General features: G+C 56.4%; 11 protein-coding genes and 1 pseudogene. 9 read left to right on the top strand and 3 right to left on the bottom strand.

What is annotated here, in order from left to right; genetic code table 11:
* The first annotated feature begins 3 nt into the window (after window positions 1-3).
* From WFN75_RS12200 to tadA, 3 genes are read left to right on the top strand one after another with little or no spacing between them, the layout of a single operon-like run.
* A complete protein-coding gene (locus tag WFN75_RS12200; RefSeq protein WP_286933979.1) occupies window positions 4-1356 on the top strand; it encodes a PTS transporter subunit EIIC in 1353 nt (450 codons plus the stop codon).
* 3 nt (window positions 1357-1359) lie between these two features.
* Window positions 1360-1995 (top strand): phosphatidylglycerophosphatase C, encoded by a 636-nt coding sequence (yfhb, locus tag WFN75_RS12195; protein WP_207292223.1) that lies wholly within the window; start codon window positions 1360-1362, stop codon window positions 1993-1995.
* Between the two features lie 24 nt (window positions 1996-2019).
* Entirely contained in the window at window positions 2020-2559 is a 540-nt protein-coding gene (gene tadA, locus WFN75_RS12190; protein WP_046884539.1) for a tRNA adenosine(34) deaminase TadA, read from the top strand.
* Here the strand turns inward: tadA and mltF are convergent.
* Both mltF and WFN75_RS22675 read right to left on the bottom strand, forming a co-directional pair.
* Window positions 2447-3997: a membrane-bound lytic murein transglycosylase MltF gene (gene mltF / locus WFN75_RS12185; RefSeq protein WP_233801473.1), complete on the bottom strand. Its 1551-nt coding sequence runs from the start codon at window positions 3995-3997 to the stop codon at window positions 2447-2449. The two genes, tadA and mltF, sit on opposite strands and share 113 nt — an antisense overlap.
* Window positions 3998-4144: 147 nt before the next feature.
* Window positions 4145-4229: pseudogene (locus tag WFN75_RS22675) on the bottom strand (hypothetical protein); the annotation flags it as partial.
* Window positions 4230-4265: 36 nt separating this feature from the next.
* On the opposite strand from WFN75_RS22675, the gene purL reads away from it, so the two are divergent.
* The 5 genes from purL (at window position 4266) to glnB (ending at window position 12577) form a co-directional block, all read left to right on the top strand.
* Window positions 4266-8153 (top strand): phosphoribosylformylglycinamidine synthase, encoded by a 3888-nt coding sequence (purL, locus tag WFN75_RS12180; protein ID WP_233801475.1) that lies wholly within the window; start codon window positions 4266-4268, stop codon window positions 8151-8153.
* Window positions 8154-8697: 544 nt separating this feature from the next.
* On the top strand, window positions 8698-10131 hold the full coding sequence (qseE, locus tag WFN75_RS12175; RefSeq protein ID WP_212478448.1) for a two component system sensor histidine kinase QseE/GlrK: 1434 nt from the start codon (window positions 8698-8700) through the stop codon (window positions 10129-10131).
* Window positions 10128-10835 (top strand): two-component system QseEF-associated lipoprotein QseG, encoded by a 708-nt coding sequence (gene qseG, locus WFN75_RS12170; RefSeq protein WP_207292218.1) that lies wholly within the window; start codon window positions 10128-10130, stop codon window positions 10833-10835. Before qseE ends, qseG begins: the two co-directional genes overlap by 4 nt.
* Window positions 10825-12159 (top strand): two-component system response regulator GlrR, encoded by a 1335-nt coding sequence (gene glrR / locus WFN75_RS12165; protein ID WP_336996206.1) that lies wholly within the window; start codon window positions 10825-10827, stop codon window positions 12157-12159. Before qseG ends, glrR begins: the two co-directional genes overlap by 11 nt.
* A 79-nt stretch (window positions 12160-12238) precedes the next feature.
* The gene (glnB, locus tag WFN75_RS12160; protein WP_003860685.1) at window positions 12239-12577 is read left to right on the top strand and encodes a nitrogen regulatory protein P-II; all 339 of its coding nucleotides are present in this window, start codon (window positions 12239-12241) and stop codon (window positions 12575-12577) included.
* 64 nt (window positions 12578-12641) lie between these two features.
* Here the strand turns inward: glnB and hmpA are convergent, their stop codons facing one another.
* The gene (gene hmpA, locus WFN75_RS12155) at window positions 12642-13832 is read right to left on the bottom strand and encodes an NO-inducible flavohemoprotein (RefSeq protein ID WP_336996205.1); all 1191 of its coding nucleotides are present in this window, start codon (window positions 13830-13832) and stop codon (window positions 12642-12644) included.
* Window positions 13833-14136: 304 nt separating this feature from the next.
* Between hmpA and glyA the strand changes: the two genes are divergently transcribed.
* The gene (gene glyA, locus WFN75_RS12150) at window positions 14137-15390 is read left to right on the top strand and encodes a serine hydroxymethyltransferase (RefSeq protein WP_263616555.1); all 1254 of its coding nucleotides are present in this window, start codon (window positions 14137-14139) and stop codon (window positions 15388-15390) included.
* Window positions 15391-15416: the final 26 nt, after the last annotated feature.

The raw sequence follows: 15416 nt of genomic DNA, 5'->3' as shown, positions 1-15416 counted from the left end.
GATATGGAAAAAACGGCAGCGCTCGCCAGCGGTATCCTGCAGGGGATTGGCGGAGAGAAAAACATCCTGCGTCTGGAAAACTGCATGACGCGCGTGCGGGTGGAGGTAGTAGACGAGTCCAGGCTCGATCTCCCGCATCTGAAGAAACTGCCGGGCGTCAGCGGCTATGTGAAGCAGGGCGAGCAGCACCAGTTGATTGTCGGGCCGGGCAAAGCTGCGCAAGTCGTGGATGCCATGCGCGCGGTGATGGGGGGCGCAGCGGTGGATGACGCCGAGCGCACCAAAGCTCAGGTGAAGGCGCGCTATAAAGCACCGATGAGCGATGCCCTGCGCCAGCTGGCAAACGTCTTTATTCCGCTGATTCCGGCGTTTATCGCCTCCGGGCTGATCACCGGGATCATTAATATCCTGAAGCGCCCGGATATTGTCGGTGATTTTGCTACGCAGTACCCCAATCTGCTGGGGATCCTGGGCATCTTTGGCAGTGCTGTCTTCGCGATCATGAACATTCTGGTGGGGGTCAATACCGCCAAGGTATTTGGCGGCTCGCTTGCTATGGGCGGGGTTATGGCCGGGATCCTCTCCAGCCCACAGCTGGCGCAAATAAGCCTGTTTGGCGAGGCGCTCCAGCCTGGCCGTGGCGGGGTTATTGCCGTGCTGCTGGTGGTCGTGCTGATGTGTTGGGTCGAGAAAAAGCTGCGCAATGCCCTGCCGGGCTCGCTGGAGCTGATCCTCAACCCGCTGCTGACGACGCTCATTACGGGCAGTATTGCGATTATTGCCCTGCAACCGCTCGGCGGCTGGATCTCCGATGCGATAGCGCACGGTGCCTCCTGGGCTATCGACCGGGGGGGATTCCTGGTAGGGGCGGTGTTGGCCGGAACCTTCCTGCCGCTGGTGTTGACTGGCCTGCATCAGGGGCTGGTGCCCATCCACGTCGAGCTGGTGCAGGCCCACGGCTTTAACGCCTTGCTGCCGATTCTGTCGATGGCCGGTGTCGGGCAGGTGGGGGCGGCGATTGCGGTATTGATGAAAACCCGCAATGCACGCCTTAAAAAAGTGATTAAAGGGGCTCTGCCGGTGGGCTTACTCGGCATCGGCGAACCGCTCATTTTTGGCGTCACGCTGCCGCTCGGTAAGCCATTTATCGGTGCCTGCCTGGGCGGTGCCGTGGGTGGGGCGCTGATCAGTTTCTGGAAAGTGGCGACCGTCATCACCTTTGGTATTTCCGGTTTACCGCTGGCATTAACCATCGTGACCGGAAAAGTCATGCTCTATCTGTTAGGCTATTTAATAGCGGTGATCGCCGGGTTCCTCTTTACCTGGCTGTTAGGGTTCAACGATCCAGAGGAGTGAGGTTTGGTTAATAACGAGCGTCGGGTTGTCTTTTTTGATCTGGATGGAACGCTTCATCAACAGGATATGTTCGGTACGTTTATGCGTTATTTATTGCGCCGACAACCCCTGAATGCGTTGCTCGTATTGCCCCTCCTGCCGGTCATCGGCTGCGCGTTACTGATAAAAGGGCGCGCAGCCCGCTGGCCCATGAGTCTGTTGCTGTGGGGATGCACATTTGGCCACAGCGAGGCGCGACTGCAACAGCTGCGTCAGGATTTTGCCGACTGGTTTCGCCAGCATGTTACCGCCTTTCCGGTGGTGCAGCAGAGGCTCACCGCCTATCTTGATGCGTCGGATGCCGATATTTGGTTGATTACCGGATCTCCACAGCCGTTGGTGGAGCTCGTCTATTTTGATACGCCGTGGTTGCCGAAAGTGAACCTTATCGCCACCCAGACAGGGCGACGCTACGGCGGTTGGGTGCTCACCATGCGCTGTCTTGGCCATGAAAAGGTGGCGCAACTGGAGAAAAGAATCGGTACGCCGCTGCGCCTGTACAGTGGTTACAGCGACAGTAAGCAAGATAACCCGCTGCTCTACTTCTGCCAGCACCGCTGGCGTGTCACTCCCCAGGGCGAGCTACAGCAGCTGGAATAGTGTTATACATAAGCTGTGTGTATAATGCGCCCGCTTTACAGACTGGAGTGCATGTCGTTGTCTAACCCTGAACCTAATCATGAATACTGGATGCGCCATGCGCTCTCGCTGGCTCAACGCGCCTGGGATGAGGGCGAAGTGCCCGTGGGTGCCGTGCTGGTACACAACAATAAGGTGATTGGCGAAGGGTGGAACCGCCCGATTGGCCGCCACGATCCTACCGCGCATGCAGAGATTATGGCGCTGCGTCAGGGGGGGCTGGTACTGCAAAACTACCGTCTGCTGGAGACAACGCTTTATGTTACCCTGGAGCCGTGCGTCATGTGCTCAGGTGCGATGGTCCACAGCCGCATTGGCACCGTGGTGTACGGCGCGCAGGATGAAAAAACCGGGGCCGCAGGTTCTCTTATGAACGTGCTGGGACACCCGGGAATGAATCATCAGGTTAATGTCATCGGTGGGGTACTTGCACCAGCCTGTTCGGCGATGCTGAGTGACTTTTTTCGAATGCGTCGCCAGCAGAAAAAGCAACAAAAGGCAGAATCGAAGTTACCGGGTGGTTAAGTTCGTCCGGGGCGACCACCGGATAGTTTTCCGCCATCTGGCGCGCCTGCGCCGCCTCTTTCTCTTTCTCCATCAAATAACCCACCAGGCTTATCTGATATTTACGAATGTTTTCGACGTAGGCGTAGGCCTCATGGCCGCGCGCATACCCGTAGGTGAGCTTGTTGTACCAGGGTTTCTGGCTCAGGAGAGGCAGGCGCTGCTTCACATCTGACCAGCTGTCCGGGTTGCCTTTGGTTTTGGCCGTCAGGGCGCGGGCATCGAGCATATGGGCGTAGCCCATGTTATACGCCGCCAGCGCAAACCAGATCCGCTCCTCTTCCGGTACTGTCTCCGGGACTTTGCTCATCATGTCCTGCAGATAGCGCGCCCCGCCGCTGATGCTCTGCTCCGCATCCGTCCTGTCGGTAAGGCCGAGACTCTGGGCGGTATTCTTGGTCAGCATCATCAATCCACGTACGCCGGTGGGCGAGGTGGCCAGCGCATCCCAGTGCGATTCCTGATATGAAATCGCGGCCAGCAACCGCCAGTCGATCTCCTGAGCGTATTTCTCAAACAGCGGCTGAAGATCCGGTAACACGTTGTCGACGGCCCGCAGGAAGCTGCGGGTATCCACATAATCAAAGTCATCGCCATGACCGAGGTATTTCTCCTCCAGCCGTGCCAGGGTGCCATCTTCATTCAGGCCGCTGAAGAAATCGAGCATTGCGGCAGAGAGGGTCTGATCGTCATCAAGTTTACTGAACCAGGTCACCGGCTGCTCGTCGGTCACGTCCAGCGCCACGGCCAGTTCAGGATGTACACGCTGGAAGAGGCTGATGGCAACCGAGTCGGCGATGGTATAGGGCAGCTTCCCGTCTTTAACCTGTTCGAGCAGGGCCGTCGTGCCCAGCTTTTCATCGACCGTCCAGCTAAGGTCAGGATATTTTTTCTCTTTCAGGACGCGTAAGTCTTCGATTGCCACGTGGCCAGGCGCAATGACCAGCTGTTCAGCGGTCAGATTTGCCAGGGTACGCGGGCGCAGGCTGCCCACGCGGTAGACCAGCTGCTGCGAAACGGAATAGTAGGTTGGGCCCGGCTGATAATTTTTGCTACGCTCGCTGTTGTAAACCAGACCGGCGGCCAGCAGGTCGGCATCGCCGTTATCGAGGTCGTCGAAAAGCTGGCTAATGTTCTGGCGTACGGTTACTTTTAGCTTCACGCCCAGGTAGTCAGCAAAATGTTGCGCCAGCTCGTAGTCCAGCCCAATCACTTTATTGTTGATGGCGTTGTAGGTCAGCGGGGAGGTAATGGTACTGACGCGCAGCTCCCCCCGCGCCTGGATCGCGGCGATACGGTTTTCGGCTTTGCCGAACCAGGGGATTGAAGGCCATAAGGCCGCTGCCAGCAGCAAGGTAACAATGCCGATGAGCAGATAATTAATCTTTAATTTTTTCAATTAGTTAATTCTCTGCGTCAGCGCTTGCCTCAGTCTGCAGTGGCCATGTTAAACGTACGGTTTGCCATTGATTGAGCGGCATTTTGCGTAAACTTAAGCCAGTTGGCAACTTATTACAGATAACGGCAACACCTATTGTTAAATTTCCGCTGTGATTTTATTTCGACGCAAACGGTTTCGTCTGCGCTCAGGATTCTCTATAATGACGCCCGTTTTCCCCCCTTGCGCACACTGTAAGCGCCTCCGGCGCTTCGAAGACGAGAGACTTATGATGGAAATTCTGCGTGGTTCGCCTGCACTGTCTGCCTTCCGTATCAACAAACTGCTGGCACGTTTTCAGGCGGCCGACCTTCCGGTAAGCAATATTTACGCTGAGTATGTCCATTTTGCTGACCTGAATGCCCCTCTGGATGCAGAGGAGCGAGCGAGACTTGAGCGCCTGCTGAAGTATGGCCCGAGCCTGAGCAGCCATACCCCAACCGGTAAACTTCTGCTCGTCACCCCTCGCCCTGGTACCATCTCCCCCTGGTCTTCTAAAGCAACCGACATCGCCCATAACTGTGGCCTGACGCAGGTTAACCGCCTTGAGCGCGGCGTGGCTTATTACGTTGAAGCCTCAACGCTGACCGACGCCCAGTGGGCGACCGTGGCCGCTGAACTGCATGACCGCATGATGGAGAGCGTCTTTGGCGCGTTAAACGACGCGGAGCAGCTCTTCGCCCATCATCAGCCGGCGCCCGTGCAGAGCGTGGATGTGCTGGGGCAGGGCCGTCAGGCGCTGATTGACGCCAACCTGCGTCTCGGCCTGGCGCTGGCCGAAGATGAAATTGATTATCTGCAGGATGCGTTCGTTAAACTGAATCGCAACCCGAACGATATCGAACTCTATATGTTCGCCCAGGCGAACTCAGAACACTGCCGCCACAAAATCTTCAACGCCGACTGGGTGATTGACGGCGAACAGCAGCCGAAGTCGCTGTTCAAAATGATTAAAAACACCATGGAGCAAACCCCTGACCACGTGCTGTCTGCCTATAAAGACAACGCCGCGGTAATGGAGGGTTCCGAGGTGGGCCGCTTCTTCGCCGATCGCGAAGCAGGGCGCTATGACTTCCATCAGGAGCCAGCGCATATCCTGATGAAAGTAGAAACGCATAACCACCCGACGGCGATTTCGCCGTGGCCGGGTGCGGCGACCGGCTCCGGCGGTGAAATCCGTGACGAAGGGGCAACCGGTCGCGGTGCAAAACCCAAAGCGGGTCTGGTGGGCTTCTCCGTTTCCAACCTGCGTATCCCGGGCTTTGAACAGCCCTGGGAAGAAGATTTCGGTAAGCCGGAACGTATTGTCACCGCGTTGGATATTATGACCGATGGCCCACTGGGCGGTGCGGCATTCAACAACGAATTTGGTCGTCCGGCGCTTAACGGTTACTTCCGTACCTACGAAGAGAAAGTGGAGAGCCACAACGGCGAAGAGCTGCGCGGCTACCACAAACCCATCATGCTGGCTGGCGGGATCGGCAACATCCGCGCCGATCATGTGCAGAAAGGTGAGATCGTCGTCGGTGCGAAGCTGATCGTACTGGGCGGCCCGGCGATGAACATCGGTCTGGGCGGCGGGGCGGCCTCGTCCATGGCATCCGGTCAGTCTGATGCGGATCTCGATTTTGCCTCCGTACAGCGTGATAACCCGGAAATGGAGCGCCGTTGTCAGGAGGTGATCGACCGCTGCTGGCAGCTGGGCGATGCGAACCCGATTCTCTTCATCCACGACGTCGGGGCGGGCGGTCTCTCCAACGCTATGCCGGAGCTGGTGAGCGATGGCGGTCGCGGTGGCCGTTTCAACCTGCGCGACATCCTGAACGACGAACCGGGCATGAGCCCGCTGGAAATCTGGTGTAACGAATCGCAGGAGCGTTACGTGCTGGCGGTTTCGCCAGACCAGCTGCCGCTGTTCGATGAGTTGTGCCGTCGTGAACGTGCCCCTTATGCGGTGATCGGTGAAGCGACCGAAGAGATGCACCTCAGCCTGAATGACACCCATTTCGACAACCAGCCGATCGATCTGCCGCTGGACGTGCTGCTGGGCAAAACGCCGAAGATGACCCGCGATGTCGAGACTCGTAAAGCGGCCGGCAAAGCGCTGGAACGTCAGGACATCTCGATAGCAGAAGCGGTAAACCGCGTTCTGCATCTGCCCACCGTGGCGGAAAAAACTTTCCTGGTAACTATCGGCGACCGTACCGTGACCGGAATGGTCTCCCGTGACCAGATGGTAGGGCCATGGCAGATCCCGGTTGCCAACTGCGCGGTAACCACCGCCAGCCTCGATAGCTACTACGGTGAAGCGATGGCATTGGGCGAGCGCGCGCCGGTTGCACTGCTGGACTTCGGGGCTTCGGCTCGTCTGGCCGTGGGTGAAGCGTTGACCAACATCGCCGCTACCCGCATTGGCGATATCAAACGCATCAAACTCTCTGCTAACTGGATGGCCGCAGCGGGTCATCCGGGTGAAGACGCCGGGCTGTACGAAGCGGTGAAAGCCGTGGGCGAAGAGCTCTGTCCGGCGCTGGGGCTGACCATTCCGGTGGGTAAAGACTCCATGTCGATGAAAACCCGCTGGCAGGAAGGTAACGAACAGCGCGAGATGACCTCTCCGCTGTCGCTGGTGATTACCGCCTTTGCCCGCGTGGAAGATGTGCGTCAGACCATTACCCCTGAGCTCTCTCTCGAAGATAATGCCCTGTTGCTGATCGATCTCGGCAAAGGCCAGAACGCCCTCGGGGCAACCGCGCTGGCGCAGGTTTACCGTCAACTGGGCGATAAGCCTGCCGACGTGCGTGACGTGGCGCAGCTGAAAGGCTTCTACGACGCGATTCAGACGCTGGTGGCGCAGCGCAAACTGTTGGCTTATCACGACCGTTCCGACGGCGGTCTGCTGGTGACTCTGGCAGAGATGGCCTTTACCGGTCACTGTGGCGTGGAAGCCAACATCGCGACGCTGGGCGAGGATCGTCTGGCCGCGCTGTTCAATGAAGAGCTGGGCGCCGTGATTCAGGTGCGTGCTGCCGATCGCGACGCGGTTGAGGCCCTGCTGGCTCAGCATGGCCTGGCAGATTGCGTGCACTATCTGGGTAAAGCCGTACAGGGCGATCGCTTCGTGATTGAAGCGGACGGCCATGCGGTGTTCAGCGAAAGCCGTACCACCCTGCGTATGTGGTGGGCAGAGACCACCTGGCAGATGCAGCGCCTGCGTGATAACCCGGAATGTGCCGATCAGGAACACGAGGCTAAGGCCAACGATAACGATCCAGGGCTGAATGTGAAGCTCTCCTTCGATATCAACGAGGATATCGCCGCGCCTTATATCGCGACCGGCGCGCGCCCGAAAGTGGCGGTTCTGCGTGAGCAGGGGGTGAACTCTCACGTTGAGATGGCAGCGGCCTTCCACCGTGCGGGCTTCGATGCCATCGATGTGCACATGAGCGACCTGATTGGCGGACGCAGGGGTCTGGAAGATTTCCATGCGCTGGTAGCCTGCGGTGGTTTCTCTTACGGTGACGTACTGGGGGCGGGTGAAGGCTGGGCGAAATCGATCCTCTTCAACAGCCGCGTGCGCGATGAGTTCGAAACCTTCTTCCATCGTCCGCAGACGCTGGCGCTGGGCGTGTGTAACGGCTGCCAGATGATGTCTAACCTGCGCGAGCTGATCCCAGGTAGCGAGGCCTGGCCGCGCTTTGTGCGTAACCAGTCCGATCGCTTCGAAGCGCGTTTCAGCCTGGTTGAAGTGACCCAAAGCCCGTCTCTGCTGCTGCAAGGGATGGTAGGATCGCAGATGCCGATTGCCGTCTCTCACGGCGAAGGGCAGGTAGAAGTACGTGATGCGGCGCATCTCGCTCAGCTGGAAAGTAAAGGGCTGGTGGCGCTGCGCTTCGTGGATAACTTCGGCAAAGTCACCCAGACCTACCCGGCGAACCCGAACGGCTCAGTCAATGGTATTACCGCGGTCACCAGCGAAAGCGGCCGTGCGACCATTATGATGCCGCACCCGGAACGCGTCTTCCGTACCGTCAGCAACTCCTGGCACCCGGAAAACTGGGGCGAAGACAGCCCATGGATGCGTATCTTCCGCAACGCGCGTAAACAGCTGGGTTAATTCCCCGGCAAGTAATAAGGCCCGGCAAACGCCGGGCTTTTTTATTTGTGATGGAGAACACGCGATAGTGTCGGGAAATTGCGACAAGCGCAATAATCGGGTGTCTCTATATGGAGACACATAAATTATTGATTTTCATAGGGTGGGGTAATTGCACTTTAAGCTGTTGCTAAATGGCGACAGTTAGCCTGAAAATCATTCAGTGGCAAACTAACGTCTTTTATACATTAAACCCTTATAAATCATATAAATAATAAATTTATTTGCATTTTGGCACGAGTGTTGCATAATTATAACCAGTGGCTCATTCACCTTCTTATGTCAGCCCCTTCGGGACGCGCTACATAAACTTCGAATGACGCACAACAAGGTGCCTGCCGTCCAACTGCTGATAATTGCTTTGCTTTATCAGACCCAGGGCGAAACGTCGAGTTAGGCACCGCCTCATTCCACAACAACGCCGGGTTTTTACCCGGCTTTGTTGTATCTGAAGCGCGTAGTCAGTAGCATCCCACTCACCCCCTATTTTGCTGAGAGTAATGCGTTGAAACGCTGGCCTGTTTTTCCTCGCTCCCTGCGACAGTTAGTTATGATGGCCTTTATCCTGATCCTGCTGCCGTTACTGGTGCTGGCATGGCAGGCCTGGCAAAGCCTGAACGCGCTCAGCGCCCAGGCGGCGCTGACTAACCGAACCACGCTGATAGATGCCCGTCGCAGTGAGGCGATGACCAATGCCGCACTGGAGATGGAGCGCAGCTACCGGCAATACTGCGTACTGGATGACCGTACGCTGGCACGGGTGTACCAGAATCAGCGCAAGCGCTACAGTGAAATGCTGGATGCCCACGCCGGGGTATTACCGGACGATAAACTCTATCAGGCGTTGCGTCAGGATCTAAACGCGCTTGCCCAGCTTCAATGCCATAACAGCGGCCCGGACGCCGACGCCGCCTCCCGGCTGGAAGCCTTCGCCACGGCCAATACCGAGATGGTACAGGCTACCCGTTCAGTGATCTTCTCTCGAGGCCAGCAGCTACAGCAGGAGATCGCCGAACGCGGGCAGTTCTTCGGCTGGCAGGCGCTGGTGCTGTTCCTGGTCAGCCTGATCCTGGTGCTGCTCTTTACCCGCATGATCATCGGCCCGGTAAAAGGCATTGAGCGGATGATCAACCGCCTGGGGGAAGGGCGCTCTCTGGGCAATACCGTGGTCTTTACCGGCCCGCGCGAGCTGCGTTCGGTGGGGCAGCGTATCATCTGGCTCTCGGAACGGCTGGCGTGGCTTGAGTCACAACGCCACCAGTTCCTGCGTCACATATCCCATGAATTGAAAACACCGCTGGCCAGCATGCGTGAAGGCACCGAATTGTTGGCGGATCAGGTTGCCGGGCCGCTCACCCCCGAGCAAAAAGAGATAGTGGATATTCTCGATGACAGCAGCCGCAATCTGCAAAAATTGATTGAGCAACTGCTTGATTACAACCGTAAACTGGCGGATGGTGCGCCAGAGCTAGAGCGGGTTGAGATTGCGCCGCTGGTCGATATGGTGCTCTCCGCCCATAGCTTGCCGGCGCGAGCTAAAATGATGCATACCGAAATGGATCTGCAGGCGTCAGCCTGTGTTGCCGAGCCAATGCTACTGATGAGCGTGCTGGACAATCTTTATTCCAATGCGGTGCACTATGGTACTGAATCCGGTACCATTTATATTCGGAGTTTTACCCAGGGTTCGCGGGTCTGTATTGATGTCGCCAATACTGGAAGCCCTATCCCTGATGACGAGCAGGAGATGATCTTTGAGCCCTTCTACCAGGGGAGCCATCAGCGCAAAGGGGCGGTCAAGGGGAGCGGCCTGGGTCTGAGCATCGCTCGCGACTGCATTCGCCGCATGCACGGAGAGCTAAACCTAATTACTGACGACCGTACCGATGTTTGCTTTCGCATCGAACTGCCGCTTAAGCCGGAAAAATCAATGAAATGAATCTATGCCTGGTGAGTATGTCACATATCTTTTCCCGCGCCATTAACGCGGTATTTAACAGCAAATGTCTACGTATCAGCCTTGCCGGTCTGCTGCTAAGCGGTTGTGTTACCCATGCGCCGACCAGCGCCATTAGCAATAAGCCGGAAGAGAAGCTGCCTGAACATCAACTGGCCGATTTCCTCTCCACGGACTGCAATAATATCTGGCGATTACAGGGACACGAAACCGAGACTAACCCTCTTTACTGGCTGCGCAGCATGGACTGTGCCGAACGCCTGGCACCGTCGGTTGCCCGCGCAGAGGCAAGGAACTGGGCGGATGATAGCTGGCAAGGAACCTTTAAACGCGGCATCCTGCTGGCAAATGCCAAAATCAGCCCTGTGGAGCGCCGCGCCTATACCACCCGACTTGATGCCCTGAGCCCACAGATCCCGGCACAGGTACGCCCCTTATTCCAGGTCTGGCGTGACGGGCAGATGCAGCAGCTGCAGCTTGCCGAAGAGCGTTCGCGTTACAGTAAGCTTCAGCAAGCGAGTGACGAAGAGCTGGATACACTGCGCCAGCAGCAGCAATATTTGCGTGGCGAGCTGGAGACCACTACCCGCAAGCTGGAAAACCTGACCGATATTGAGCGTCAACTCTCCACCCGAAAACCGGTGGGCGATATGCCAAAATCTGAGGAAGTGAGCCATGAGCCGTAAACCTGCGCACCTTTTACTGGTAGATGATGATCCTGGGCTGCTAAAGCTGCTGGGAATGCGTCTGATGAGTGAAGGCTACAGCGTCGTGACCGTCGAAAGCGGACAAGAAGGGTTGCGGGTGCTGGCACGGGAAAAAGTGGATCTGGTGATTAGCGATCTGCGCATGGATGAGATGGATGGCATGCAGCTCTTTATCGAGATCCAGCGAGTCCAGCCCGGCATGCCGGTGATCATCCTTACCGCCCACGGATCGATTCCCGATGCCGTGGCGGCCACGCAGCAGGGGGTGTTCAGTTTTCTCACCAAGCCAGTGGATAAAGATGCGCTCTACAAAGCCATCGACGATGCGCTGGAACATACCGCTTCGTCCGGCGATGACCAGTGGCGCGAGGCGATTGTGACCCGCAGCCCCATTATGCTGCGTCTGCTTGAGCAGGCGAGAATGGTGGCTCAGTCTGACGTCAGCGTATTGATTAACGGCCAGAGCGGTACCGGGAAAGAGATCCTTGCTCAGGCCATTCACAACGCCAGCCCGCGTAGTAAAAATGCCTTTATCGCCATCAACTGCGGCGCCTTGCCTGAGCAGTTACTGGAGTCTGAGCTCTTTGGTCATGCCCGTGGCGCCTTTACCGGGGCCGTGAGCAGCCGCGAAGGGCTGTTCCAGGCCGCAGAGGGCGGCACGCTATTTCTGGATGAGATCGGCGATATGCCCGCGCCTTTGCAGGTGAAGCTCCTGCGCGTCTTGCAGGAGCGTAAAGTACGTCCGCTGGGCAGTAACCGCGATATCGACATCAATGTCCGCATTATTTCTGCAACCCATCGCGATCTGCCGAAAGCGATGGAGCGCAAAGAGTTCCGTGAAGATCTTTACTACCGTCTTAACGTGGTGAATTTGAAAATACCGCCGCTGGCAGAGCGTGCTGAAGATATCCCGCTGCTGGCGACGCAGCTGCTGCGCCAGTCGGCTGAGCGGCATAAACCCTTTGTGCGAGCCTTTTCAACCGATGCCATGAAGCGGCTGATGACCGCCGGCTGGCCGGGCAACGTGCGACAGCTGGTGAATGTGATCGAGCAGTGCGTAGCGCTGACCTCCTCGCCGGTGATCAGTGATGCGCTGGTTGAGCAGGCGCTGGAAGGGGAGAACACCGCGTTGCCCACTTTTGTGGAAGCGCGTAATCAGTTTGAACTCAACTACCTGCGTAAGCTGCTGCAAATTACCAAAGGCAACGTGACCCATGCGGCCCGTATGGCTGGACGCAACCGCACCGAGTTTTACAAATTGCTGTCGCGCCATGAGCTGGAAGCAAACGACTTTAAAGAGTAATACCGCTAAATCCATCGGGTATGATACTGTGAGCAACCGATTACGATGCTGCTGACAGGTACGATTTCAAGGACTCACCATGAAAAAAATTGATGCGATTATTAAACCTTTCAAACTGGACGATGTGCGTGAAGCGCTGGCGGAAGTCGGCATCACCGGGATGACGGTAACTGAAGTGAAAGGCTTTGGTCGCCAGAAGGGCCATACTGAGCTGTATCGTGGCGCAGAGTATATGGTGGACTTTCTGCCGAAGGTGAAAATTGAGATCGTGGTCAGCGACGATATCGTCGACACCTGCGTGGATACGATTATTCGCACCGCTCAGACCGGTAAAATTGGCGACGGAAAGATCTTTGTCTTTGATGTTGCGCGGGTGATCCGTATTCGTACGGGTGAAGAGGACGACGCGGCGATCTAAACCCGCATCACGCTGACTCATCTGTATAAAAAAAGCCCCCGGTAATTGCCGGGGGCTTTTTGCATTACAGCACCTTGTGCGGGCCGAAACATTCGTAATGGATGTTCTCTTTGTTGACCCCCAGTTCGACCAGCTGCGCAGCTGCGAACTGCATAAAGGCTACCGGGCCACAGACATAAAACAGCATCTCCGGGGCGTTAAATAGGCCTTTATGCTGGGCTAAATCCATCAACCCTTCGGCATTAAAGCGTGCTGCTGTGCGATCGGTCTCCGTCGGCAGGCGGTACCAGGTGTATGCGGTAAAGTGCGGCAACTGAGCGGCCAGAGTCTGTACTTCATCGGCAAACGCATGCACATCACCGTTCTCGGCGGCATGGAACCAGTTTACCGGCGCACTGTGCTGCGATTTCGCCAGAGTATCCAGCATCGCCAGCATCGGGGTTTGCCCCACGCCTGCGGAAATCAGCGTAACCGGCGTGTCGGTGTCAACGGCCATAAAGAAATCCCCCGCCGGCGCGGCCAGATGCACCACGTCGCCTACTTTCGCTTCGTTATGCAGCCAGGTTGAGACCTGACCACCCTCTTCGCGTTTCACGGCGATACGATAGCTCTTAGCATTGGCTTTGCGGGTGAGGGAATACTGGCGGATCTCCTGATGCGGGAAGCCTTCGGGTTTCAGCCACACGGCCAGATACTGGCCAGGCTGATAATCCGCTACGGGTTTACCATCCACCGGTTCGAATTCGAAGCTGGTAATCAGCGCGCTGCGCGGGGTTTTCTCTACGATACGGAAGGCGCGAGTGCCCTCCCAGCCACCCTTTTTGCTGGCATGCTCGCTGTAGATCTGCGCTTCACGGTTGATAAAGACATTAGCCAGCACGCCGTAAGCTTTACCCCAGGCATCCAGCACCTCCTGACCCGGGCTGAACATCTCATCCAGGGTGGCCAGCAGGTGAGTACCCACGATGTTGTACTGCTCCGGCTTGATCTGGAAGCTGGTGTGCTTCTGCGCAATTTTCTCGACTGCCGGCAGTAGGGCCGCCAGGTTATCGATGTTGCTGGCATAGGCGGCAATCGCATTAAACAGCGCTTCGCGCTGATCGCCGTTACGCTGGTTGCTCATGTTAAAAATTTCTTTGAGCTCGGGATTGTGGGCGAACATCCGGTCGTAAAAGTGGGCGGTAAGTTTAGGACCTGTTTCAACCAGCAGGGGAATAGTGGCTTTCACGGTTGCGATGGTTTGGGCGTCGAGCATGGCTGCTTCCTTTTCTGTAACTCTAATGATGTATTTTAAATACATCTTATAAAAAATAACCCTGCGTTGTAAATGGTTCTTTGCAACGTGAAATATTCACATCACAAACCTGAAAAGAAATCCCTTACTTGCCGTCTGCGCTTTATGTGTCAAACCCTTGCGTGGCGGGCAGGAAAACGTTTGCGTAAAATCGTTTGTCAAGACCTGTTATCACAGAACTAATCAGTTATACTGTTGCGCGTTGTCCAACAGGACTGCCTTTTTCAGGTCAAAATTTTATTGTTAGCTGAGTCAGGAGATGCGGATGTTAAAGCGTGAAATGAACATTGCCGATTATGATGCCGAACTGTGGCAGGCTATGGAGCAGGAAAAAGTACGTCAGGAAGAGCACATCGAACTGATCGCCTCCGAAAACTACACCAGCCCGCGTGTGATGCAGGCGCAGGGCTCTCAGCTGACCAACAAATACGCTGAAGGTTATCCGGGCAAGCGCTACTACGGCGGTTGCGAGTACGTGGATATCGTTGAGCAGCTGGCAATCGACCGCGCGAAAGAGCTGTTTGGCGCCGACTACGCTAACGTCCAGCCGCACTCCGGTTCTCAGGCTAACTTCGCGGTTTACACCGCACTGCTGCAGCCAGGCGATACCGTTCTGGGTATGAACCTGGCACAGGGTGGCCACCTGACTCATGGCTCTCCGGTTAACTTTTCGGGCAAACTGTACAACATCATTCCTTACGGTATTGATGAGTCCGGTAAAATTGACTACGAAGATATGGCGAAGCAGGCCAAAGAGCACAAGCCGAAGATGATCATCGGCGGCTTCTCTGCCTATTCCGGTATCGTTGACTGGGCTAAAATGCGCGAAATCGCGGACAGCATCGGCGCATATCTGTTTGTGGATATGGCGCACGTTGCCGGTCTGATTGCTGCGGGCGTTTACCCGAACCCGGTTCCACATGCGCACGTTGTCACCACCACGACTCACAAAACCCTGGCGGGTCCACGCGGTGGCCTGATCCTGGCGAAGGGCGGCGACGAAGATCTGTACAAAAAACTGAACTCTGCTGTCTTCCCAAGCGCGCAGGGCGGCCCGCTGATGCACGTTATCGCAGCGAAAGCCGTGGCGCTGAAAGAAGCGATGGAGCCAGAGTTCAAAGTGTATCAGCAACAGGTTGCTAAAAACGCTAAAGCGATGGTGGAAGTGTTCCTGAACCGTGGCTACAAAGTGGTGTCTGGCGGTACTGAAAACCACCTGTTCCTGCTGGATCTGGTGGATAAAAACCTGACCGGTAAAGAGGCTGACGCTGCCCTGGGCCGTGCCAACATTACCGTAAACAAAAACAGCGTACCTAACGATCCGAAGAGCCCGTTCGTGACCTCCGGTATCCGTATCGGTTCACCGGCCGTTACTCGCCGTGGCTTTAAAGAAGCGGAAGTGAAAGAGCTGGCAGGCTGGATGTGTGACGTGCTGGACAATATCAATGACGAAGCGGTTATCGAGCGCGTTAAAGGTAAAGTTCTGGAAATCTGCGCACGCTTCCCGGTATACGCATAATTCTGCTTCGCAGAAAGAGAAAAGGC

This window comes from Leclercia sp. UBA7405, assembly GCF_037152215.1.
Lineage (GTDB): Bacteria > Pseudomonadota > Gammaproteobacteria > Enterobacterales > Enterobacteriaceae > Enterobacter > Enterobacter pneumoniae.
The sequence above is the reverse complement of the archived record's forward strand: the minus strand, read 5'-3'. Positions and strand labels throughout refer to the sequence as shown.

Excerpts from the sequence above, each read along its gene's own strand:
- WFN75_RS12200 (WP_286933979.1), top strand. The coding sequence starts at position 4 with ATGGAAAAAACGGCAGCGCTCGCCAGCGGTATCCTGCAGGGGATTGGC.
- tadA (WP_046884539.1), top strand. The coding sequence starts at position 2,020 with ATGCGCCCGCTTTACAGACTGGAGTGCATGTCGTTGTCTAACCCTGAA.
- purL (WP_233801475.1), top strand. The coding sequence starts at position 4,266 with ATGATGGAAATTCTGCGTGGTTCGCCTGCACTGTCTGCCTTCCGTATC.
- qseG (WP_207292218.1), top strand. The coding sequence starts at position 10,128 with ATGAATCTATGCCTGGTGAGTATGTCACATATCTTTTCCCGCGCCATT.
- glrR (WP_336996206.1), top strand. The coding sequence starts at position 10,825 with ATGAGCCGTAAACCTGCGCACCTTTTACTGGTAGATGATGATCCTGGG.
- glnB (WP_003860685.1), top strand. The coding sequence starts at position 12,239 with ATGAAAAAAATTGATGCGATTATTAAACCTTTCAAACTGGACGATGTG.
- hmpA (WP_336996205.1), bottom strand. The coding sequence starts at position 13,832 with ATGCTCGACGCCCAAACCATCGCAACCGTGAAAGCCACTATTCCCCTG.
- glyA (WP_263616555.1), top strand. The coding sequence starts at position 14,137 with ATGTTAAAGCGTGAAATGAACATTGCCGATTATGATGCCGAACTGTGG.